This window comes from Micromonospora sp. RB23 (assembly GCF_053585025.1).
The window spans coordinates 1,060,986-1,082,801 of sequence record NZ_CM132111.1; the positions used below are offsets into that span (position 1 = coordinate 1,060,986).

General features: G+C 70.5%; 20 protein-coding genes. 15 read left to right on the forward strand and 5 right to left on the reverse strand.

The window, feature by feature from the left end; genetic code table 11:
• The first annotated feature begins 15 nt into the window (after positions 1–15).
• Together cysD and ACTFTM_RS04955 are read left to right on the forward strand one after the other, a co-directional pair.
• Positions 16–927, forward strand: a complete 912-nt coding sequence (cysD, locus tag ACTFTM_RS04950) for a sulfate adenylyltransferase subunit CysD (RefSeq protein ID WP_449564680.1) — start codon at positions 16–18, stop codon at positions 925–927.
• Positions 927–2,222, forward strand: coding sequence for a sulfate adenylyltransferase subunit 1 (locus ACTFTM_RS04955; RefSeq protein ID WP_449564681.1), 1,296 nt, complete (start codon positions 927–929; stop codon positions 2,220–2,222). Before cysD ends, ACTFTM_RS04955 begins: the two co-directional genes overlap by 1 nt.
• Positions 2,223–2,483: 261 nt before the next feature.
• Here ACTFTM_RS04955 and galK read toward each other — a convergent pair whose 3' ends face one another.
• Complete coding sequence (gene galK, locus ACTFTM_RS04960; protein ID WP_449564682.1) at positions 2,484–3,653, reverse strand: galactokinase; 1,170 nt, start codon at positions 3,651–3,653, stop codon at positions 2,484–2,486.
• Between the two features lie 55 nt (positions 3,654–3,708).
• Positions 3,709–4,692: a UDP-glucose 4-epimerase GalE gene (gene galE / locus ACTFTM_RS04965; protein ID WP_449564683.1), complete on the reverse strand. Its 984-nt coding sequence runs from the start codon at positions 4,690–4,692 to the stop codon at positions 3,709–3,711.
• 171 nt (positions 4,693–4,863) lie between these two features.
• On the opposite strand from galE, the gene ACTFTM_RS04970 reads away from it, so the two are divergent.
• The 6 genes from ACTFTM_RS04970 to ACTFTM_RS04995 all read left to right on the forward strand — a co-directional run bounded on the left by ACTFTM_RS04970 (position 4,864) and on the right by ACTFTM_RS04995 (position 9,571).
• Positions 4,864–6,003, forward strand: a complete 1,140-nt coding sequence (locus tag ACTFTM_RS04970; protein WP_449564684.1) for a hemolysin family protein — start codon at positions 4,864–4,866, stop codon at positions 6,001–6,003.
• Positions 6,004–6,036: 33 nt separating this feature from the next.
• A complete protein-coding gene (trpS, locus tag ACTFTM_RS04975; protein WP_449564685.1) occupies positions 6,037–7,062 on the forward strand; it encodes a tryptophan--tRNA ligase in 1,026 nt (341 codons plus the stop codon).
• Between the two features lie 26 nt (positions 7,063–7,088).
• Positions 7,089–7,658 carry a 2'-5' RNA ligase family protein gene (locus ACTFTM_RS04980; protein WP_449564686.1) on the forward strand — a complete coding sequence of 190 codons (570 nt, stop codon included), beginning with the start codon at positions 7,089–7,091 and terminating at the stop codon, positions 7,656–7,658.
• 79 nt (positions 7,659–7,737) lie between these two features.
• Entirely contained in the window at positions 7,738–8,661 is a 924-nt protein-coding gene (locus tag ACTFTM_RS04985) for a YhjD/YihY/BrkB family envelope integrity protein (RefSeq protein WP_449564687.1), read from the forward strand.
• 17 nt (positions 8,662–8,678) lie between these two features.
• Positions 8,679–9,047: a GntR family transcriptional regulator gene (locus tag ACTFTM_RS04990; protein WP_449566539.1), complete on the forward strand. Its 369-nt coding sequence runs from the start codon at positions 8,679–8,681 to the stop codon at positions 9,045–9,047.
• Positions 9,048–9,133: 86 nt separating this feature from the next.
• Positions 9,134–9,571, forward strand: coding sequence for a hypothetical protein (locus tag ACTFTM_RS04995; protein WP_089017805.1), 438 nt, complete (start codon positions 9,134–9,136; stop codon positions 9,569–9,571).
• Between the two features lie 9 nt (positions 9,572–9,580).
• Here the strand turns inward: ACTFTM_RS04995 and ACTFTM_RS05000 are convergent, their stop codons facing one another.
• The 3 genes from ACTFTM_RS05000 to ACTFTM_RS05010 all read right to left on the reverse strand — a co-directional run bounded on the left by ACTFTM_RS05000 (position 9,581) and on the right by ACTFTM_RS05010 (position 12,882).
• Positions 9,581–9,952 carry a VOC family protein gene (locus tag ACTFTM_RS05000; protein ID WP_449564688.1) on the reverse strand — a complete coding sequence of 124 codons (372 nt, stop codon included), beginning with the start codon at positions 9,950–9,952 and terminating at the stop codon, positions 9,581–9,583.
• Between the two features lie 188 nt (positions 9,953–10,140).
• Positions 10,141–11,763, reverse strand: a complete 1,623-nt coding sequence (locus tag ACTFTM_RS05005; RefSeq protein ID WP_449564689.1) for a glycoside hydrolase family 13 protein — start codon at positions 11,761–11,763, stop codon at positions 10,141–10,143.
• A gap of 72 nt (positions 11,764–11,835) precedes the next feature.
• Positions 11,836–12,882, reverse strand: a complete 1,047-nt coding sequence (locus ACTFTM_RS05010) for a LacI family DNA-binding transcriptional regulator (RefSeq protein WP_449564690.1) — start codon at positions 12,880–12,882, stop codon at positions 11,836–11,838.
• A gap of 197 nt (positions 12,883–13,079) precedes the next feature.
• Between ACTFTM_RS05010 and ACTFTM_RS05015 the strand changes: the two genes are divergently transcribed.
• The 7 genes from ACTFTM_RS05015 to ACTFTM_RS05045 all read left to right on the forward strand — a co-directional run bounded on the left by ACTFTM_RS05015 (position 13,080) and on the right by ACTFTM_RS05045 (position 21,816).
• A complete protein-coding gene (locus ACTFTM_RS05015) occupies positions 13,080–14,330 on the forward strand; it encodes a sugar ABC transporter substrate-binding protein (protein ID WP_449564691.1) in 1,251 nt (416 codons plus the stop codon).
• Positions 14,330–15,970, forward strand: coding sequence for an ABC transporter permease subunit (locus tag ACTFTM_RS05020; protein ID WP_449564692.1), 1,641 nt, complete (start codon positions 14,330–14,332; stop codon positions 15,968–15,970). The genes ACTFTM_RS05015 and ACTFTM_RS05020 overlap by 1 nt, the downstream gene beginning before the upstream one ends.
• 8 nt (positions 15,971–15,978) lie before the next feature.
• Positions 15,979–16,878 (forward strand): sugar ABC transporter permease, encoded by a 900-nt coding sequence (locus ACTFTM_RS05025; RefSeq protein ID WP_449566540.1) that lies wholly within the window; start codon positions 15,979–15,981, stop codon positions 16,876–16,878.
• A 68-nt stretch (positions 16,879–16,946) separates the two neighbouring features.
• Positions 16,947–17,294, forward strand: coding sequence for a hypothetical protein (locus tag ACTFTM_RS05030; RefSeq protein ID WP_449564693.1), 348 nt, complete (start codon positions 16,947–16,949; stop codon positions 17,292–17,294).
• A gap of 277 nt (positions 17,295–17,571) precedes the next feature.
• Positions 17,572–18,639 carry a BMP family lipoprotein gene (locus ACTFTM_RS05035; protein ID WP_449566541.1) on the forward strand — a complete coding sequence of 356 codons (1,068 nt, stop codon included), beginning with the start codon at positions 17,572–17,574 and terminating at the stop codon, positions 18,637–18,639.
• Positions 18,640–18,886: 247 nt separating this feature from the next.
• Entirely contained in the window at positions 18,887–20,470 is a 1,584-nt protein-coding gene (locus tag ACTFTM_RS05040) for an ABC transporter ATP-binding protein (RefSeq protein WP_449566542.1), read from the forward strand.
• Positions 20,467–21,816 carry an ABC transporter permease gene (locus ACTFTM_RS05045; RefSeq protein ID WP_449564694.1) on the forward strand — a complete coding sequence of 450 codons (1,350 nt, stop codon included), beginning with the start codon at positions 20,467–20,469 and terminating at the stop codon, positions 21,814–21,816. The genes ACTFTM_RS05040 and ACTFTM_RS05045 overlap by 4 nt, the downstream gene beginning before the upstream one ends.

A 21,816-nucleotide genomic window follows, 5' to 3' on the forward strand; every position in this document is an offset into this window, starting at 1 on the left:
GAGCGAGCGAGTGTCATGACCTCCCCCGCGGCCTACCGGGTCTCCCACCTGGACGCTCTCGAGGCGGAGAGCATCTTCGTGATGCGCGAGGTTGTCGCCGAGATGGAACGTCCGGTGCTGCTCTTCTCCGGCGGCAAGGACTCGATCGTCATGCTGCGGTTGGCGCAGAAGGCGTTCGCCCCGGCCAACATCCCCTTCCCCGTGATGCACGTCGACACCGGGCACAACTTCCCCGAGGTGCTGGAATACCGCGACCAGCGGGTCACCGAGCTGGGGTTGCAGCTCGTGGTGGCGAGCGTGCCGGAGGCCCTGGCCAGCGGCATGGTCCGGGAGTCCGGCGACGGCATGCGCAACCGCATCCAGACGCCCGTGCTGCTGGACGCGGTGGAGAAGCACCGCTTCGACGCGCTGTTCGGTGGCGCCCGCCGGGACGAGGAGAAGGCACGGGCCAAGGAGCGGGTGTTCAGCTTCCGCGACGAGTTCGGCCAGTGGGACCCGAAGAACCAACGTCCGGAGCTGTGGTCGCTCTACAACGGCCGGCACCACCCGGGCGAGTCGATCCGGGTCTTCCCGCTGTCCAACTGGACCGAGCTGGACGTCTGGCACTACATCGCCCGCGAGCGCATCCCGCTGCCGTCGATCTACTACGCCCATGAGCGTGAGGTGATCGAGCGCGACGGCATGCTCTACGCGGTCAACGAGTTCTTCCGCCCGCGCGCCGGCGAGGAGCGGTTCAAGGCCCAGGTGCGCTACCGCACCGTCGGCGACGCCTCCTGCACCGCGGCGGTCCGCTCGGACGCGGACACCGTGGAGAAGGTCATCGAGGAGGTGGCGGCCACCCGGATCACCGAGCGGGGCGCGACCCGTGGTGACGACCGGGTCAGCGAGGCCGCCATGGAGGACCGTAAGCGGGAGGGCTACTTCTGATGAGCACCGAGACACTGCCCCCGCCAGCCGAGGCCCGGGCGATGGACCTGCTGCGGTTCGCGACCGCCGGCAGCGTGGACGACGGCAAGTCGACCCTCATCGGCCGGCTGCTGTACGACACCAAGTCGCTCTTCACCGACCAGCTGGCCGCGGTCGAGGCGGTCAGTGCGGCCCGGGGCGACGAGTACACGAACCTCGCGCTGCTCACCGACGGCCTGCGCGCCGAGCGGGAGCAGGGCATCACGATCGACGTGGCGTACCGGTACTTCGCCACGCCCCGGCGCAAGTTCATCATCGCGGACACTCCCGGGCACATCCAGTACACCCGCAACATGGTCACCGGCGCGTCCACGGCCGACCTGGCGTTGATCCTGGTGGACGCCCGCAAGGGCCTGGTCGAGCAGTCCCGCCGGCACGCGTTCCTGTGCTCGCTGCTGCGGGTGCCGCACCTGGTCCTGTGCGTCAACAAGATGGACCTGGTCGACTGGTCGCAGGAGGTCTACGAGCGGATCGCCGACGAGTTCACCGCGTTCGCCGCGAAGCTCGACGTACCGGACCTGACCGTGGTGCCGATCTCCGCGCTGCGCGGCGACAACATCGTGGCCCGGTCGGAGAACATGCCGTGGTACGAGGGCCCGTCGCTGCTGCACCACCTGGAGCGGGTGCACATCGCCAGTGACCGCAACCTGGTCGACGTCCGGTTCCCCGTGCAGTACGTGATCCGCCCGCAGTCCACGACGGTCACCGACTATCGCGGCTACGCCGGTCAGGTCGCCTCCGGCGTGCTCAAGCCGGGCGACGAGGTGATGGTGCTGCCGTCCGGCTTCACCAGCCGGATCGCCGCCGTGGAGACCGCCGACGGGCCGGTCGCGGAGGCCTTCCCGCCCATGTCGGTGACGGTACGGTTGGCCGACGAGATCGACATCTCCCGGGGCGACATGATCTGCCGGCCGAACAACGCGCCCGCCGTCGCCCAGGACATCGAGGCGATGGTCTGCTGGATGGACGAGACGGCCCCGCTGCGGGTCGGCGGCCGGTACGCGATCAAGCACACCACCCGCTCGGCGCGGGCGATCGTGCGCGGGCTGCACTACCGGTTGGACATCAACTCGCTGCACCGCGACGAGTCGGCGGACGAGCTGCGGCTCAACGAGATCGGTCGGGTACGGCTGCGCACCACGGTGCCGCTGCTGGCCGACGAGTACCGGCGTAACCGCAACACCGGCGGCTTCGTGATCATCGACGAGACCACCAACCGCACGGTGGGCGCCGCCATGATCGTCGAAGCCGCCTGACCGTACCCGGCACCCGCCCGCGCACCGTCCAGACCGCGCGCCGGGCACCCCCACGATCGCGCTCGATCCATGAAGTAGTGGCCTTCCCGAACGGGGAGGCCACTACTTCCATGAACAAGCACGCCCACTCCACCCGACCCCGACCCCGACCTCGCCGGTGATCAAGAGGTTCGCGTCAATCCGAGCCCGAATTCTGACGCGAACCTCTTGATCACCGGGATGAGCGGCCGGGCAGCGCGGGGGGAGCCGGGGCGCGGGGGGTCAGCGTAGGCGGGTTGCACCGGGGGAGGGGAGGACCGGGGTGGTGGTGGGGGCCGTGTAGTTGCGTTCGGCGTAGGCGATCGTGACCGCCTCGGCCACCGCTTCGACGCGGTCGGTCTCGACCAGGGCGAGGACGCAGCCGCCGAATCCGCCGCCGGTCATGCGCGCACCCAACGCGCCGGCCGACAGCGCCGCCTCGACCGCCGTGTCGATCTCCGGCACGGTGATCTCGAAGTCGTCACGCATCGAGACGTGCGAGGCGGTCAGCAGCGGGCCGATGTCCCGGACACGGCCGGCACGCAACAGCGCGACGGTGTCCAGCACGCGCTGGTCCTCGGTGACCACGTGCCGGACCCGGCGGCGGGTCTCGGCGTCGTCGAGCCGGGCCAGGGCGGCGTCCAACTCGTCGACGCTCACGTCACGCAGCGCGGGGACGCCGAGCGCCTTGGCGGCGGCCTCGCAGGACCGGCGGCGGGCGGCGTACTCGCCGTCGGCGTGCCGGTGCGGCGCGTGGCTGTCGATGACCAGCACGGTCAACCCGGCGACGTCCAGGTCGAACGGGATGTGCTCGACGGATTCGTCGCGGCAGTCGAGGAAGAGCGCGTGCCCGGCGCGGCAGCGGATCACCGCGGACTGGTCCATGATGCCGGTCGGCGCGCCCACGTAGACGTTCTCCGCCCGCTGCGCCAGCCGGGGCTGCCGTTCGGCGGGCAGCTCCAGCCCCGCGAGGTCGAGCAGGGCGGCGAGCACGGCGGACTCGAGCGCGGCCGACGAGGAGAGCCCGGAACCCAGCGGCACGTCGGAGGCGATGGCGAGTCGGGCGCCGGGCACCGCGTGGCCGGCGTCGCGCAGCGCCCAGACCACCCCGGCCACGTACGCGCCCCAGCCGGTGACCCGGCCGGGCTCGGCCACGTCGTCCGCGCCGAAGGCGATGGTCTCGCCGGAGAGCTCGGACCAGACCGTCCAGCGTTCGTCGTCGCGCCGGTCGGCGGCGACCACGGTACGCATGGGAAGCGCGAACGGCAGCACGAACCCGTCGTTGTAGTCGGTGTGTTCACCGATCAGGTTGACCCGGCCGGGCGCGGCCCAGAGGCCGGCGGCCGGACCGTCGAACTGGTCGGTGAAACCGGCGGCGGCCCGCTCGGCGACGTCACCGGTGGGGCCGGTCATCGTGCCTCCTTTGTTCGCGACTGCGGGGCTCGCAAACCCGGCTCACGCCTCGCGCTCACGACTGCTCCAGGACGTGTGCGCGGTAGAAGGCCCAGGCGTCGCCGACCATGTCGTGCAGGGTGGGCTTGCGCGGCACCCAGCCCAGCTCGTCACGGGCCAGCGCGGAGGAGGCGACCAGCTCGGCGGGGTCACCCTCGCGGCGCGGCGCCACCTCGACCGGAAGCTGGTGACCGGTGACCTCGCGGACCACGTCGACCACCTGGCGGTTGGTGAAGCCGTTTCCGTTGCCGAGGTTGTAGATGCGGTGCTGGCCCGCGGTGGCGGCGTCCAGCGCGAGCAGGTGCGCGCGGGCCAGGTCGGCGACGTGGATGTAGTCGCGCACGCAGGTGCCGTCCACGGTGGGGTAGTCGTCGCCGAAGAGTTGGAGCTTCTCCCGCCGGCCGGCGGCGACCTCGAGAGCGATCGGGATGAGGTGCGTCTCCGGGTCGTGTCGCTCGCCGAGCGCGACGTCGCCGGCGAGGTGCGCTCCGGCCACGTTGAAGTAGCGCAGGGACACGGCGGCCAGCCCGTGCGCGACGGCCTCGGACGTGAGCGCCATGTCGACCGCGAGCTTGGTGGCGCCGTACGTGTTGGTGGGCGCCTTGACCGCGGTTTCCGTGATCGGCAGCTCGGTGGGGTTGCCGTAGACGGCGGCGGTGGAGGAGAAGACCATCCGGGGCACCCGGGCGGCCCGGACCGCGTTGATCAGGGCGAGCGTGCCGACGGTGTTGTTCTCCCAGTACCGCTCCGGTTTCACCATCGACTCGCCGGCGGCGATGAGGGCGGCGAAGTGCAGCACCCCGTCGAAGCCGGCGTCGGGGGTGAGGACCTGTGCGGCGTCGTGGATGGACGCCTCGACGTGGGTCGCGTCCGGAGCGAGCGCCTCACGGTGACCGGTGCGCAGGTCGTCCAGGACGACGACCTGGTGGCCGGCGTCGAGCAGCATCCGGGTCACCACGCTGCCGATGAAGCCGGCACCCCCGGTGACGAGCAGTTTCACGTCGTTTGCCTCCTGCCTGGCCCGCCAGGACGTGGCCCTTGGTGATCACCCTACGGCGGCGCTCGGGAGCGATGTGGATCGCGCCGGACGCCAGTCCATCATAATCTCTCACGTTTAAACAGAGCCGCACATCGCCGGTGCGGTGGGCACCCGGTGTCTACCATCTCTGTCATGCGGGAAGCGGCCCGTTCCGGGCTCCGGCGACGCGTGCGGAGAAGATCCCGCCGCGACCCCGGGCCGCTCGCGCGAGCCGTCGCCCGGGTGCTGGTGCGTACCGCCGACGGCGCCAGCCGCCTCGTCACCGATCTCCTCGGCACCGGCCCGGCGGCCGGCCGGGAACGCATCTCCGAGGCCGAGCTGCGGGATCTCCTGGCGGTCAACACCGTGCTCGACCCGGACGAGCGGCGGATCATCGACGAGGTGCTGGTCGCCGGTGCGAGCCTCGTCCGCGAGGTGATGATGCCCCGCACCGAGGTGGTCTTCCTGCCGGCCCGGCTGACCATCGCCGAGGCCGCCCGGCTGGTACGGGCCGAGACGCACTCCCGCTACCCGGTCACCGACGGCACCCATGACGACGTGATCGGGTTCGTGCACCTGCGGGACGTGCTGCTCCGTCCGGACGCCGACCCCTGCGGCACGGTGGGCGAGCTGATCCGCGAGGTCAAGCAGGTGCCGGGGAGCAAGCGCGTCCTGGCCGCGCTGACCGAGATGCGCCGGGAGGGGCACCACCTGGCGGTGGTGGTCGACGAGTACGGCGGAACCGCCGGCATCGTCACCCTGGAGGACCTGATCGAGGAACTCGTCGGGGAGATCCACGACGGGTACGACAGGACGCCCGACCCGACCCACGCCGGCCTGCCGGCCGTGGTCGACGGCCGGCTCAACCTCGCCGACTTCGCGGAGCGGACCGGGGTGGCGCTGCCCGCCGGCCCGTACGAGACCGTCGGCGGGTACGTGATGGCCGTGCTGGGCCGCCTGCCGCTGACCGGCGACGAGGTGCCGGTGCCCGCCGAGCCGACCGACGGCGGAGGAGATCCGGCGGCCCCGGTGGACGGTTGGCTGCTGCGTGTGCTGGCCCTGGACGGGCGCCGGGTGGCCCGGCTCGGGGTGACGGTGGCCCGGTTGCCGGAGCCGCGGCGCGATCCCGTCGGCCACCCGCGCGAGGCGGACCGGGCCGCGGCGGACCGGGTCGCGGCGGGGCAGCGGCGCGGCACCGCTGTCGGGTCGGGCGCACGGGTGGGGACGAGCGGGCCACGCGAGGTCAGCGCCCCGACACCGGCAGGCCGGGGCCGACGCGCCGGCCCGTCATGACGGCTCCGCATGCTTGCTGACAGAATTATCGTCATGCCCGACGTTCCCGAGCGACCCCGCGTCTTCTCCGGCATCCAGCCGACGGCCGACTCGTTCCACCTCGGCAACTACCTGGGAGCCGTGCGGCACTGGGTGGCCCTGCAGGACACCCACGACGCGTTCTACTGCGTGGTGGACCTGCACGCGATCACCGCCGGTCACGATCCGGCGGTGCTGCGCCAGCGGACCAGGGTGGCGGCCGCCCAGCTCTTCGCGGTCGGCATCGACCCCGACCGCAGCACCCTGTTCGTGCAGTCGCAGGTGCCCGAGCACCCGCAGCTGGCGTGGGTGCTCGGCTGCATCACCGGCTTCGGCGAGGCCAGCCGGATGACCCAGTTCAAGGACAAGTCGCAGAAGCAGGGCAACGAGCGGGCCAGCGTCGGGCTGTTCACCTACCCGGTCCTGCAGGCCGCCGACATCCTGCTCTACCAGGCCAACGCGGTGCCGGTCGGCGAGGACCAGCGCCAGCACCTGGAGCTTTCCCGCGATCTGGCCCAGCGGTTCAACTCGCTGTTCGGCGCGACGTTCACGGTGCCCGCGCCGCACATCGTCAAGGACACCGCGAAGATCACCGACCTCCAGGACCCGACGGCGAAGATGTCCAAGTCGTCGTCCTCGCCGGCCGGCATCATCGACCTGCTGGAGGACCCGGCACGGTCGGCGAAGAAGATCCGCTCCGCGGTGACCGACACCGGTCGGGAGATCGTCTTCGACGCCGAGACCAAGCCGGGCGTGTCCAACCTGTTGACCATCTACTCGGCGCTCAGCGGGCGCGGCATCGACGACCTGGTGTCCGCGTTCGCCGGTCGCGGCTACGGCGACCTCAAGAAGGAGCTCGCGGAGGTGGTGGCGGAGTTCGTCCGTCCGATCCAGGAGCGCACGCGCACGTACCTCGACGACCCGGCCCAACTGGACAAGCTGCTGGCCTCCGGCGCGGAGAAGGCCCGGTCCGTGGCCGGCGCGACCCTGCGGTCCGCGTACGAGCGGGTCGGTTTCTTCCCGCCGGTGCGCGGCGAATAGCGCTGCGGGGACGGGTGGACGGGTCGGTGGCCGACGTGGCGGCGCGGAGCGTGGATCGCAGTGGCGAGGTGCCGCCGTCGGGCGACACCGTGCAGATCGGCATCGCGGTGGACATCCCGGAGCCGTGGGGGGCGCAGCTCACCCGGCGACGGGTCGAGGCGGGTGATCCGCTCGCGGTGCCCGCGCACGTGACGCTGCTCGGTCCGACCGAGATCCCGACCGACGTGCTGCCGGGCGTCGAGCGGCACCTCGCCGCCGTGGCCGCCGCGCATCTGCCGTTCACGCTGCACCTGCGGGGGACTGGTACGTTCCGGCCGGTGACGCAGGTGGTGTTCGTCGCGGTGGCCGCCGGCATCAGCGAGTGCGAGTTGCTGGCCGCGGCCATCGCGGGCGCGCCGGGCCTGCACCGCCAGACCCGTTTTCCGTACCATCCGCACGTCACCGTGGCGCAGGATGTCGCTCCGGAGGCGTTGGACAAGGTGTACGAGGATCTGGCCGATTTCTCCGCGATGTTCGAGGTCGACGGGTTCACCCTGTTCTCGCATAGTGGGCAGGCCCGGTGGCAGCCGCGCCGGGACTTCCGCCTCGGCGACTGACGTCCGGCGACGCGCCGGGTGGCGAGCGGTCTTGTGCTGGTTGCCGGGACGGCGGCGGGAGATCGGCGAGGATGATCGCGTGAACGTGATCGGCCGGATCGAGGCGGGCATCGACCGCTGGGTGAGTGCCGCGCGCTCCCGGTCGGGGCTGTTCGACCACGTCTGGCGTGCCGGGACGCTCTACGCCGACGTGTTGGCCGGGAGGCTCGCCGCGGCGATCGCGTACTACGGCTTTTTCGCCGTTTTCGCTCTGGCTCTGGTCGCGTACTCCGTCTTCGGCGCGATCCTGGAGGACAACGACGAGGTCAGCGAGGCGGCGGCCGGGTTCCTGAAGGAGAACCTGCCGTTCCTGGACGCGCAGCAGATCGCGAACTCCAGCGGCACGGTCGGTGTGGTCGGCCTGGTCATTCTCGTGTTCACCGGGATCGGCTGGGTGGAGGCGATCCGCTCCTCGCAGCGGCTCATGTACGCGCTCAACCAGCAGCCCGGCAATCTCGTGGTCCGGCGGCTGGTCGACCTCGGGGTGATGATCGGCGTCTTCGTGCTGCTCGGCCTCAGTGTGGCGGCGGTGGACGCGTTGGAATCACTGCTGCGCTTCCTGCTGCGTAGCACCGGGTCGGTCGGCCTGACCACCGTCAGCGCCGTGCTCAGTGTGCTGGTCAACGCGGTGCTCGCCACCGCGCTGCTGCTCGCCGTACCCCGGTTGCGGATGAGCCGGTCCCGGCTGCGTCCGGTGGTGCTGCTGGTGGCGGTCGGCATCACGCTGCTCAACACGGTGGGGAGGTACTACGTGGTGCGTACCGAGCGGAACCCGGCGTACACCGTGGTGGCCGGCGCGGTCGGTCTGCTGCTCTACCTCTACCTGCTGAACCAACTGGTGCTGTTCGGCGCCGCGCTGCTCGCGACCAGTCGGAGCGGGCGCGTGGTGGACCTGGCGGAGGGCGCCGGTGTGGTGGACATCGACGAGGACACCGATCCCGGCGCTCCGGGCGGTGCGGGGTGAGGGCGGACATGTCCGACATGCTGATCACCGTCGACCAGGACTCGCCGGTGCCGCCGTACGAGCAGGTGCGTGTGCAGCTCGCCGAGCTGATCGGCGACGGTCGGCTGCCGGTGGGCAGCCGCCTGCCCACCGTCCGGCAGCTCGCGGCCGACCTGCGGCTGGCCGCGAACACGGTGGCGCGGGCCTACCGGGAGCTGGAGGCGGCCGGACTGTTGCAGACCCGGGGACGCAACGGGACCTTCGTCGCGCCCGGGCGGGACGACGCCGTCGACCGGCTGCACCGGGTCGCCGTCGACTACGCCGCCGAGGCGCGGCGGCTGGGCGTGTCCCCGGACCGGGCCGTCGCTCTTGTGCGTGCCGCCCTGGACGCCACCCGACACGACTGAGCCGACCGGTCCCTCGTCGACCGCCGGACGGGCGGTAACTGAACAGAACGGCACCGGCGCTCACGTTCGCAGACCATGATGAGCCCGTGGGCGCACTCATGACACTGGACCTGCCGGCCGACTCGCCGATGCTCGGCCTGCCGTGGATCATCACCTTCGGGCCGCTCGGTGACCTGGACGAGTGGGAGCCGGTGGTCTGCGGGCCGTACGAACGGCCGCACGCGTTGGCGTTGGCCGAGGCGGTGGTGGCCGAGGAGCAGCTGATGGCCGTGGTGGAACCGCTGCTGCCGGCGCTGTCGGCCGACGAGATCCGCAGCGAGATCGCCGCCGCGCAGGTGGCCGCGGAGGACGAGGCCCGGCAGGTCGAGGGGGCCGACCTGTACGGCGACTTCGAGGACGTGATCGACGAGGAGTTGGACGCCGCTGCCGACGAGGCGGGTCACGGCGAACCCGCCGAGCCGCCGGACGAGGCCGAGGTGCGCGCCGGCTTCACCCGGATCGCGGCGCTGCTCACCGCGAAGTGACGTGGTGGGTCAGCGCGTCGGCGGGCCGTCCAGCACGCAGAACTCGTTGCCCTCCGGGTCGGCGAGCACGGTGAACCGCTCGTCACCGGTCTGGCCGACGTCGACGTGCCGCGCGCCGAGGGCGACCAGCCGCCGGACCTCGGCCTGCGGGTCGACGTCCGCGACCAGGTCCAGGTGTACGCGGTTCTTGCCTCGCTTGGCGGTGCCGGACCCCTGCAACCAGATGCTGGGCGCGGCGGCGGAGGGCCCTCCCGGCGGCCAGAGCTTCGCGCTGCCGTCATCGCCCTGCTCGACCTTGTAGCCGAGCGCCGCCGACCAGAACGCGACCATGGCGTCCAGGTCCTCGACGTCGATCGTGTACTGCGCCATTCGTACCGCCATGGGTCACCTCCGCCGCGATCTCCTGGTGGTACCCAGGGCGACGACGGAACACACACGAGCACCGGCGCCGCGCGGAATCCGTTCCGCGTGGCGCCGGTGACCTCACCCCCCACCACAAGGGGTCGGCAGCCCAGTCGCCCGTTGGCGCGGGGCACGACGGACGACCAGGTCGAGACTGGCTTACCCGCTCAGCGCCGTTCCAACCAGGCGGCCGCGTCGACGGGCAACAGGTGGTCGGTCAGCGGGGTGCTCGCGACGACAGGCGTGCCGTACCCGTCGAGTGCCACGGGCGCTGCGCCGAAGTTGACGACGCAGGTCAGCGCGGCGTCGCCCGCGCCACGGGTGAACGCCAACACGCCCGGCTCGGTCTGCGACCAGGTGACCTCGCCGGCGTCGGCGGCCAGCGCCGGGTGCTCGCGGCGGATGCGCAGGGCCGTCCGGTACAGCTCCAGCGTCGAGCCCGGGGTGCCGGCCTGCGCGGTGACCGACAGGGCACGCCAGGTCGCCGGGGCGGGCAGCCAGCTCAGCTCGCTGCCGGCCGGCCCGAAGCCGTACGGCGCCAGCTCTCCACTCCACGGGATCGGCACCCGGCAGCCGTCACGGCTCTCACCGGTACGCAGGAACGCCGGGTCCTGGCGTAGCTGGTCGGGGAGGTCGAGAACCTCGGGCAGGCCCAGCTCCTCACCCTGGTAGAGGTAGGCGGAGCCGGGGAGGGCGAGCATCAGGAGGCTGGCGGCGCGGGCACGACGCAGCCCTTCGGGGCCGTCGCCGTAGCGGGTGACGTGCCGCTGCTTGTCGTGGTTGGACAGCACCCAGGTGGTGGGCGCGCCGACCACCGTCGCTTCGGCGAGCGCGGTGTCGATCACCTTGCGGAACGAGTCGGCCGACCAGGTGGCGTCGAGGAAGTCGAAGCTGAACGCCTGGTGCAGCTCGTCCGGGCCGATGTAGCGGGCCAGTCGCTGCGGCGTCTCGGCCCAGGCCTCGGCGACCGCCATCCGGCGGCCCGGGTAGCTGTCCAGGATGGGCCGCCACGCGCGGTAGATCTCGTGGACCTCGTCCTGGTCGAAGTACGGCAGGCGGCCCTTGCCGAGCAGTTCGACCTGGCGTTGCCCGGTCGTCGCCGTGCTGAAGCCGACGTCCGGCAGCCCCTCGGCCTTGATCATGCCGTGGGCCACGTCGACGCGGAAGCCGTCCACGCCCCGGTCCAGCCAGAACCGTAGGACGTCCTCGAACTCGGCGCGGACCTCCGGGTGACGCCAGTTCAGGTCCGGCTGGGCCGGGTCGAACAGGTGCAGGTACCACTGGCCGTCGGCGACCCGGGTCCAGGCGGGCCCGCCGAAGATGCTCTCCCAGTCGTTGGGGGGCAGTTCGCCGTGCGCGCCCTGCCCGTCGGTAAAGAGGTAGCGGGCCCGCTCGGGCGAGCCGGGGCCGGCGGCGAGGGCGTCGACGAACCAGCGGTGCGCGCTGGACGTGTGGTTGGGCACCAGGTCGACGATGATCCGCAGGCCGAGGGCGTGCGCGTCGGTGATCATCGCGTCGAAGTCGGCGAGCGTGCCGAACATCGGGTCGACGTCCCGGTAGTCGGCGACGTCGTACCCGCCGTCGATCATCGGCGAGGTGTAGAAGGGGGTCAGCCAGAGCGCGTCCACCCCGAGGTCACGCAGGTACGGCAGGCGCTCGCGGATGCCCTCCAGGTCGCCGACCCCGTCACCGTTGCTGTCGGCGAAGCTGCGCACGTAGACCTGGTAGACGACCGCGGAGCGCCACCAGTCGTCGTCGGCGCGGGGCAGGGCGGTGGTGCTGACGGTCATCGGTGACGTTCCCCGTCTGTCTCAGGCTCGGGCGCGGCTGTGTGAGCAATATGCCGCTCGCCTTTGCAAGAGTCAAGCAGATCTTGCGTAAGGGAATCGCACGGCGGCCGGGGCCACGGCGGTGGAGCCGCGGACGACCAGCTCCGGGCGGAACAGGTACTCGGAGTGCGGGGCGCCGTGCCCGTTGATCTCGTCCACCAGGGCCCGGACCGCGGCCACCGCCATCGCGGCCACCGGTTGCCGCACGGTGGTCAGCGGCGGGTTGGTGAAGGCCATCAGCGGCGAGTCGTCGTAGCCGACGACCGAGAGGTCGCCCGGCACGGACAGGCCGCGTTGGCGGGCCGCCCGCACCGCGCCGAGCGCCATGAGGTCGGAGCCGCAGACCAGCCCGGTGACACCACGGTCGAGCAGCCGGCCGGCCGCCGCCTCGCCACCCTCCACACCGAACAGTGTCAGCTCGGCCAGGGGACCGAGATCGGCCTCGGCGACGCCGGCCAGTCGGGTCATCGCCGATCGCCATCCGGCCACCTTGCGCTGCACCGGCACGAACCGGTCCGGCCCGGTGATCAGGCCGATCCGCCGGTGTCCCAGGGCGACGAGGTGGGCCACCGCCAGCTCGGCGGCCTCCCGGTCGTCGCAGGAGACGAAGGGCGCCGCGACGTCGGGGACGTACCCATTGATCATCACGACCGGTAGCGGCCGGGCGATCAGCGCCCGGTAGCGGTCGTGGTTGGCGGCGGTGTCGGCGTGCAGGCCGGAGACGAAGACGATCCCGGAGACCTGCCGGTCCAGCAGCATCTCCACGTATTCGTCCTCGGTCACGCCGCCTGCGGTCTGGGTGCAGAGCACCGGGGTGAACCCGCTCTGTGCCAGTGTGGACTCGATGACCTGCGCGAACGCGGGGAAGATCGGATTGTCCAGCTCCGGCACCACCAGGCCGACCAGGCCGGCGCTGCGCTTGCGCAGTCGAGCCGGGCGCTCGTAGCCCAGCACGTCGAGGGCGGTGAGAACGACCTGTCGGGTCTCCGGTGCCACGCCCGGGCGGTCGTTGAGCACCCGCGACACCGTGGCCTCGCTGACTTCGGCCTGTTGGGCGATGTCGGACAGTCGAGCGCGCATGTGCGGCACTGTAGCCCACCGGCAAGTTCTTGCGGGGCTCTCTGCAAGCCCTTCCATTATCTGCAACGTCTTGCTAACGTCCCCGCAACATTCGGCAGCGTGGAGCAGTATCGCTGCGTTGATCAGCAAGAAATTTCAGCTTTCCACTGGCGGGGCGTCCTTCCCCCGGCGGACCCGCCATGACGACAGGAGTACCGATGCGCATCCGTACCGCGGGTGTGGTCGCCGTTCTCGGCCTGGCGCTCGCCGCCTCCGGCTGCGGTGGCGACAGCGACGAGCCGGCCACGAAGGAAACCCCCAAGGCCGCCGGCGGCAAGCTGGTGATCTGGGCCGACGACAAGCGGACCGCGGCGCTCAAACCGTTCGCCGAGAAGTTCGGCCAGGAGAACGGCGTCACCGTCGAGGTGCAGGCCGTCCCGAACGAGGACCTCCAGAACAACTTCGTCACCGTGTCGAGCCAGGGCGGCGGTCCGGACGTGGTGATCGGCGCCCACGACTGGATCGGCAACCTGGTCCAGAACGGCGCCATCGATCCGGTGCAGCTGCCCGACGAGCAGAAGGCCACCTTCAGCGAGAGTGCCGTCAAGGCCGTCACGTTCAACGGCCAGCTCTACGGCGTGCCGTACGCGCAGGAGAACCTGGCACTGATCCGCAACACCGACCTGGCCCCCGAGGCCCCGAAGACGATCGAGGACCTGGTCGCCACCGGCAAGCAGCTCAAGGCGCAGAAGAAGGTCACCGAGACGCTCTGCCTCCAGGTCGGACAGAAGGGCGACGCGTACCACATCTACCCGCTGTACGCCTCGGCCGGCGGCTACCTCTTCGGCACCACCGGGAACGGGGACTACGACCCGAAGGACCTCGGCGTGGGCAAGCCGGCGTCGATCGCCGCGTTCAAGAAGATCGCCGCACTCGGCGAGAAGGGCGAGGGCGTGCTGAAGCGCTCCATCGCCGACACCAACGCGACCGCCACCTTCACCAGCAAGAAGTGCGCCTTCCTGGTCTCCGGGCCCTGGGCCACCGCCGACGTGAAGAAGGCCGGCATCGCGTACGACATCTCCGCCATACCCGGCTTCGCCGGCGGCAAGGCGGCCGCTCCGTTCATCGGCGTCCAGTCCTTCTACGTGGCCGCCAAGGGCAAGAACAAGGCGCTCGCCCAGGAGTTCGTCGTCAACCACGTGGCCAAGCCGGAACTGGCCGTGGCGCTCTACCAGGCCGACCCGCGCCCGCCGGCGCTGACCGCCGCGCTGGACCAGGTCAAGGGCAGCGACCCGGACCTCGCCAAGTTCATCGAGGCCGGCAGGAACGGCCAGGTGCTCCCGGCCATCCCGGCCATGGCCGCGATCTGGGACCCGTTCGGCAAGGCGGAGGCCGCCGTCATCGGCGGCGCCGACCCGACCAGCACGGTCACCGCGGCCGGTAAGACGATCGCCGGTTCGATCAAGTAATGAGTACGCCGCTGTCCGGCCCGGGGACTGCCCAGCAGACCCCGGGCCGGGGGCCCGTGGGCACCGGGTCCCCGCGTACGTCCCGTACCGCGCGGAACCACGCGCCGATCACCGTGGCCGGCCTCGCCGCCAAGGTGCTCCTGCTCGGCCTGGTGGCCGGGATCGCGATCTGGGCGGCGTTCCCGCTCGTGCAGGCCGGGCAGTGGGTCGGACTGGCGGTGCTGGTGCTGACCACCGCCGCGCTGTTCTACCTGTACGCGGGCCGCCGGCACGTCCCGGCGAAGTATCTGGTCCCGGGCACTCTCTTCCTGGTCGCCTTCCAGATCGTGCCAGTCCTCTATACCGCGAGCACGGCCTTCACCAACTTCGGCGACGGTCACCGGGGTGACAAGAAGGACGCGATCGTCGCAATCCAGAGCAGCTCGGTGCGGCAGGTCCCGGGCTCCGCCCAGTACCCGCTGTCCGTCGCCACGAAGGGCGACCCCGCCAGCGGCGCACTGGTCTTCCTGATCACCGACCCGGCGACCGCCACCGTCTCCGTCGGCGACGGTGGCGGCCTGCGTCCGCTCGACCCCGGCACGGTCACCGTCACCCCGGGCGGGAAGGTCACCGCGGCGGACGGTTACACCGTGCTGAACGTCGGCCAGGCCAGCGCCCGCAGTAAGGACATCACCGACCTGGTGGTGCCGACCGCCGGCGGCGCGCTGCGCTCGTCCGGACTGTCCCGGGCGTACGAGGGCAGGGCCGTGCGGGCGTACGACGCCGGCTGCGACTGCGTCCGGGACAGCGACAGCGGCCGGACCTGGACCGCGGACGGCGAGGTCGGCGCGTTCGTCGCCGCCGACGGCGAGCGCCTGGCCCAGGGGTGGAAGGTGAACGTCGGACTGTCCAACTTCACCCGGATACTCACCGACGAGCGGATCTCCGGGCCGTTCCTCGGCACGCTGGTCTGGAACTTCGCCTTCGCGATCGGCTCCACCGGCGGCACGTTCATCCTCGGCATGCTGATCGCGCTCGCGCTGCACTCACCCCGGATGCGGGGCACCAACCTCTACCGGATGTTGCTGATCCTGCCGTACGCCATGCCGTCGTTCGCGATGCTGCTGGTCTGGCGGGACATGTTCAACACCGACTTCGGGCTGATCAACAACCTGTTCGGGCTCGGCGTCGACTGGTTCGGCCAGGACTGGACGGCCCGCGCCGCGGTGATCCTGGTGCAGCTCTGGCTCGGCTACCCGTACATGTTCCTGGTCGCCACCGGCGCGCTCCAGGCCATCCCGCGGGAGTTGACCGAGGCCACCTCGGTCGACGGGGCCTCACCCTGGCAGTCCTTCCGCGCGGTCACCCTGCCGTTGCTGCTGGTCGCGCTCTCGCCGCTGCTGATCTCGTCGTTCGCGTTCAACTTCAACAACTTCAACGCGATCTACCTGACCACCGAGGGTGCGCCGTTCCCGGCGGACAACCCCGGCAACGGCGCCACCGATCTGCTGATCACCTACACGTACCGGCTGGCGTTCGGTGGGCAGGCGGCGCAGTTCGGCTTCGCCGCGGCGATCTCGTTGTTCATCTTCGCCATCGTCGCGGTGGTGTCGTCGATCAGCTTCCGGCGGACCCGTCAACAGGAGGAGGTGTACGCGTGACCACGCTCATCGGTCCGAGCCGTCCGACGGCGGTCGACCACCCGGAGAGAAGGCGGAGGAACCGCTGGTTCGCCCAGGTCGGCTGGCGGCACCTTGTCGGCCTGCTCGGCGTGCTGTTCAGCCTCTTACCGCTCGTGTTCGTCGTCTCGGCGGCGCTCAACCCGCTCGGCACCCTCTCGTCCACCGAGTTGGTGCCGACCGCCGGGGTCTCGTTGGAGAACTTCGGGGACCTGTTCGCGCGTACCGAGTTCGCCCACTGGTTCCTGAATTCGCTGCTCATCGCCGGAGGCGCCTCGTCCGCATCGGTGTTCCTCTCGGCGCTCGCGGCGTACGCCTTCTCGCGGATGCGGTTCCAGGGTCGACGGGTGGGGTTGCTGTCGTTGCTGTTGATCCAGATGTTTCCGCAGTTCCTGGCGATCGTGGCGATCTTCCTGATCTTCGGCACGATCACCGACCTGTGGCCGGTCGTCGGCTTCAACACCCCGTGGGGCCTGCTGCTGCTCTACCTGGGCGGTGCGCTCGGCGTGAACACCTGGCTGATGAAGGGCTTCTTCGACACCCTGCCCCGGGAGCTGGACGAGTCCGCCACCATGGACGGCGCCTCGCACGCCCAGGTCTTCTTCCGGATCATGCTGCCGTTGGTGGCGCCGATCCTCGCGGTGACCGGGCTGCTGGCCTTCATCAACACCATCAACGAGTTCCTGATGGCGAGCGTCTTCCTCACCGACACGGACGCCAAGACCCTCGCGGTCGGCATGCGGGGGATGTTGCAGGGCGCCGAGCGGAACACCAACTTCGGCATCTTCGCGGCCGGCACCCTGCTCACCGCGATCCCGACCGTGCTGGTCTTCCAGTTCCTCCAGCGCTTCATCGTCTCCGGCCTCACCTCCGGGGCGGTCAAGGGGTGAACCCTGCGACGCGCCGACCGGGCAGCCCCACTACTACAAAGTGTCGTTGATGGGGGAGGATGGGCGGCGTGGAAGCACTGCGACTCATCCTCCTCTATGTCCATCTGATCGGCTTCGCTCTGCTGCTCGGCGGTTCGATCGCCCAGTACGTCAGCGGGAAGCTGCGGATCAACTCCGCCATGCTCTGGGGCGCCGTGATCCAGTTGCTCACCGGCCTCGGGCTCTCCGCGCCGCTGCGCGGTGGCGGCGACGCCGAGCCGAACCCGGCGAAACTTGTGACGAAGTTGGTCATCGCGCTGCTGATCTTCGTCATGGTGTTCTTCTCCCGTAAGCGGGACGTGGTCAACCGCGGCCACTTCCTCGCGATCGTCGGCCTGACCCTGGTCAACGCGGCGGTGGCGGTCTTTTGGCGGTAGCGTCCGAGGGGGAATCGCTCGCCGGAAACCGGACTTTGGCGACGCCTCGACGCTCGGTTAGCAGCACGAAGAGTGATATGCCCCACGCAAGGGTTACACCCGGGTAACAGGCGCTCAACAGTCGTGCACGATTGTCGGCCGGTGGGTGGGCGCGGGCGTACGCTCCCGTCCGTAACGTGGGACAGCCGGCGGCACACCCGCAGGTCGGCTGATGGGCTGCCACCGCACTAGGCGCGGTGTGCAATGGGAAGGAGACGTCTTGCGCTCGGTGCGTGGGATGCGGATCGCTTCGATCGTCGCGGTGGGTGGGCTCGCGCTCAGCGCCGCCGCGTGTGGCGAGGCCCCCGATAGTGACAACAACGCCGGCAGTGGCGCCAAGAAGTTCAGCGCCTGCATGGTGACCGACGTCGGCGGCATCGACGACAAGTCGTTCAACACCTCGGCCTGGAAGGGCCTCCAGGAGGCCAAGGCCGCCAACGACAACATCGACATCAAGTACGTCGCGTCGAAGGCCGAGGCCGACTACGAGCCCAACCTGACGCAGTACGTCAACCAGAAGTGCGACTTCATCCTGGCGGTCGGCGGCCTGATGGCCAACGCCACCTCGAAGATCGCCAAGGCGAACCCGAACCAGCAGTTCGGCATCGTCGACGCCCAGCCGGGTGACGCCAACATCTACCCGATGCAGTTCGACACCGCCCAGGCCGCGTTCCAGGCTGGCTACCTCGCCGCCGGGATGAGCAAGTCCGGCAAGGTGGGCACCTACGGTGGTCTGCCGATCCCGCCGGTGACGATCTTCATGGACGGCTTCGTCGACGGCGTGGCGTACTACAACAAGACCAAGAACAAGAACGTCCAGGCGCTCGGCTGGAACAAGGAGACCCAGAAGGGTTCCTTCACCAACGACTTCGCCAAGCAGGACGAGGGCAAGAAGGTCTCCGACGCGCTGGTCGCCCAGGGCGCGGACGTCATCATGCCGGTCGCCGGCGGCTCCGGCCTCGGCACCACCGCGGCGGCCAAGGCCTCGGGCGGCAAGTACAACACCATCTGGGTGGACGTCGACGGCTGCGAGAGCACCCCGGACTGCTCCGCGATCATCACGACCGTGGTCAAAAACATCCCGGAGGCCGTCAAGGAGGCCGTCGTCAAGGCCGCCGGTGGTGAGAAGCTCCAGGCCAACCCGGGCTTCGTCGGCACCCTGGCCAACACCGGTGTCTCGATCGCCCCGTACCACGACTTCGACGGCAAGGTCCCGGCCGAGCTGAAGGCAGAGGTCGACAAGATCAAGGCGGACATCGCCGCCGGCACCATCACCGTCACCTCGAAGGCTCAGCCGACCAAGTGACGTCCGGCCGACCTTCCCGGTGAGATCATCGGAAAGGTCGGTGGGCACAGGTACGACCGATCGGCCGCTTCGGCCCCGCGGTGACCGTGGGGGTCGGAGCGGCCGATCGCGCACCGCGTCGGCCAGGCGCTCCGGCCCGTTCGACGGCAGCTAGGCTGCACCATCGCTCGCACTCCAGGAGGTTGCGCTGAGACTCGAACTGCGCGGCATCACCAAGCGGTTCGGTGATCTGGTCGCCAACGACCACATCGACCTGACGGTGGAGCCTGGAGAGATTCACGCCCTGCTCGGCGAGAACGGCGCGGGCAAGTCGACCCTGATGAACGTGCTCTACGGGCTCTACCAGCCCGACGAGGGCGAGATCCTGGTCGACGGCACGCCGCTGAAGCTGAAGGGACCGTCGGACGCCATCGCGGCCGGCATCGGCATGGTGCACCAGCACTTCATGCTGGTGCCGGTGTTCACCGTCGCCGAGAACATCATGCTCGGCGCGGAGCAGGTGCGGGGCGGCATCGCCGGCTTCCTGGACCGGCGGCGGGCCCGACGCGAGGTCGCCGAGGTGTCCGAGCGCTACAACCTGCGGGTCGACCCGGACGCGGTGATCGAGGATCTGCCGGTCGGCATCCAGCAGCGGGTGGAGATCGTCAAGGCGCTCACCCGCGACGTCGACCTGCTCATCCTGGACGAGCCGACCGCGGTGCTCACCCCGCAGGAGACCGACGAGCTGTTGACGGTGATGCGGTCGCTCAAGGCGGCCGGTAAGTCGATCGTCTTCATCACCCACAAGCTCGGTGAGGTCAAGGCGATCGCCGACCGGATCACGGTGATCCGGCGCGGGAAGACCGTCGGCACCGCCGCACCGGAGACCAGCCGCGACGAGTTGGCCGCGCTGATGGTCGGCCGCAGCGTGCGGCTCACGGTCGACAAGTCGCCGGCCACGCCGGGCGAGCCGGTGCTGGAGGTGACCGGGCTGGTCGTCGACGACGACCGGCAGGTCCGGGCGGTCGACGGCGTGGACCTGACCGTACGGGCGGGCGAGGTGCTCGGCGTGGCGGGCGTGCAGGGCAACGGCCAGACGGAGCTGATCGAGGCGATCATGGGGCTGCGCCCGGTGCTCGCCGGCACGGTCAGCCTGGGCGGCGACCGGATCGACGGCTGGACGACCAAGAGGGTGCTGCGCGCCGGGGTCGGCTACGTACCCGAGGACCGCAGCGTCGACGGCCTGGTCAAGGAGTTCAGCGTCGCCGAGAACCTGGTACTGGACATCTATGACCGGCCACCCTTCGGTAGCGGCCTCGCGCTCAAGCCCGACGCCATCGCGTCCTCGGCGCGGGAGCGGATCGAGCAGTTCGACGTCCGCACCTCGTCGGCGGAAGCGGCGGTGGGCACCCTCTCCGGCGGCAACCAGCAGAAGGTGATCGTGGCCCGGGAACTGTCCCGGCCGCTGAAGCTCTTCATCGCCGCCCAACCGACCCGTGGCGTGGACGTCGGGTCGATCGAGTTCATCCACAGCCAGATCATCCACGAGCGGGACGTCGGCACCGCCGTCATCGTGGTGTCCAGCGAGCTTGACGAGGTGGTCGGGCTGGCCGACCGGATCGCGGTGATGTACCGCGGGCGGATCATCGGCATCGTCGGCCCGGACACCCCGCGTGAGGAGATCGGCCTGTTGATGGCCGGCATCCGCCCGGACGCGGCCGACGCCACTCCGGCCGAGCCCGACGCGGCCGCTGCCGACACCGCAGCCCAGCCCGGCACGGCTACCGCTGGTGGCGCGGCCGACGGGGGCCCGGCGCACGCCGACCGCCCCGCGAGCGAGGACGAGGCATGACCACCAACCCCAATCCGCAGTCGGGCTCACCGGACAAGGAGCCGGCGAGCGAGGCGCAGGCGGCGCAGAACGCGCTCGGCAACACCGAGCGGGCCGGCGCCACCACCGGGAAGACGCCGGAGCCGAAGCCGTCCCTGGGTCGGCTCTTCCTGGACAACCTCTGGGCGGCCAACACCTTCACGGTGACCCTGTTGTCGCTGGTGCTGGCGATCGTCGTGGGCGCGGTGCTGATGATCGTGTCCGACCCGGACGTCCTGCACACCTACACCTACATCACCGCCCGCCCCTCGGACGCGTTCAGCTCGAGCTGGACGCTCGTGAGCGAGGCGTACGCGAACCTGTTCAAGGGTTCGATCTTCGACCCGGAGGCGTTCTCCGGGTGGCTGGACGGCAGTAACGGCTGGCAGGCCGTGCTCGCGCCGATCTCGGAGACGCTGACGTACGCGGCCCCCCTGGTCTTCACCGGTCTGGCGGTGGCGCTGGCCTTCCGCGGCGGCCTGTTCAACATCGGCGCGCAGGGTCAGGCCACCATCGGCGTGATCCTGGCGGCGCTGGCCGGCTTCCTGCTGCCGCTGCCTCCCGGCCTGCACCTGCTGGTGGCGGTGCTCGCCGGTGCGCTGGGCGGGGCGATCTGGGGTTTCATCCCGGGCATCCTCAAGGCCCGTGCGGGAGCCCACGAGGTGATCAACACGATCATGCTCAACTACGTCGCCACGTACTTCCTGACCTGGCTCATCGTGCAGAACGGCGTGCAGGACCCGACCCGGACCGACGCGATCAGCAAGGCGGTGGACACCTCCGCGCAGCTGCCCCGCCTGCTCGGTGACAACCTGCGGGTGCACGCCGGCATCCTGATCGCCGTGCTGGCCACCTGGGCGGTCGCCTGGCTGCTCAACCGTTCCACGCTCGGGTTCGAGCTGCGCGCGGTCGGCGCCAACCCGGACGCCGCGCGTACGGCCGGCATCAGCGTCACCCGGACGTACATCCTGATCATGGTCTTCTCCGGAATCCTGGCCGGCCTTGGCGGCTCGAACATGGTGCTCGGCTCGACCGCGAGCGCGCTGACGCCGCTGGTGGTGGCGCAGATCGGTTTCGACGGCATCCTGGTGGCGCTGCTGGGACGGGTGAAGCCCTGGGGTGTGCTGCTCGCCGCGCTGCTGTTCGGCGCGCTACAGGCCGGCGGCAACCGCATGCAGTCGTACTCCGGCATCTCGCTGGAGCTGGTGACCGTGCTCCAGGCGCTGATCGTCATCTTCATCGCCGCACCCGCCCTGGTGAAGGCGATCTTCCAGCTCCGGGCCGCACGGGCCGCCCGGTTGCAGACGAGCCTGGCGAAGGGCTGGTAA

Bases quoted from the DNA above. Each gene is read 5' to 3' on its own strand.
- ACTFTM_RS05020 (WP_449564692.1), top strand. From the start codon at position 14,330: ATGAGTACGCCGCTGTCCGGCCCGGGGACTGCCCAGCAGACCCCGGGC.
- ACTFTM_RS04990 (WP_449566539.1), top strand. From the start codon at position 8,679: ATGCTGATCACCGTCGACCAGGACTCGCCGGTGCCGCCGTACGAGCAG.
- galK (WP_449564682.1), bottom strand. From the start codon at position 3,653: ATGACCGGCCCCACCGGTGACGTCGCCGAGCGGGCCGCCGCCGGTTTC.
- ACTFTM_RS05045 (WP_449564694.1), top strand. From the start codon at position 20,467: ATGACCACCAACCCCAATCCGCAGTCGGGCTCACCGGACAAGGAGCCG.
- trpS (WP_449564685.1), top strand. From the start codon at position 6,037: ATGCCCGACGTTCCCGAGCGACCCCGCGTCTTCTCCGGCATCCAGCCG.
- ACTFTM_RS05010 (WP_449564690.1), bottom strand. From the start codon at position 12,882: ATGCGCGCTCGACTGTCCGACATCGCCCAACAGGCCGAAGTCAGCGAG.
- cysD (WP_449564680.1), top strand. From the start codon at position 16: ATGACCTCCCCCGCGGCCTACCGGGTCTCCCACCTGGACGCTCTCGAG.
- ACTFTM_RS04955 (WP_449564681.1), top strand. From the start codon at position 927: ATGAGCACCGAGACACTGCCCCCGCCAGCCGAGGCCCGGGCGATGGAC.
- ACTFTM_RS04970 (WP_449564684.1), top strand. From the start codon at position 4,864: ATGCGGGAAGCGGCCCGTTCCGGGCTCCGGCGACGCGTGCGGAGAAGA.
- ACTFTM_RS05005 (WP_449564689.1), bottom strand. From the start codon at position 11,763: ATGACCGTCAGCACCACCGCCCTGCCCCGCGCCGACGACGACTGGTGG.
- ACTFTM_RS05000 (WP_449564688.1), bottom strand. From the start codon at position 9,952: ATGGCGGTACGAATGGCGCAGTACACGATCGACGTCGAGGACCTGGAC.
- ACTFTM_RS05015 (WP_449564691.1), top strand. From the start codon at position 13,080: ATGCGCATCCGTACCGCGGGTGTGGTCGCCGTTCTCGGCCTGGCGCTC.
- ACTFTM_RS05035 (WP_449566541.1), top strand. From the start codon at position 17,572: ATGCGGATCGCTTCGATCGTCGCGGTGGGTGGGCTCGCGCTCAGCGCC.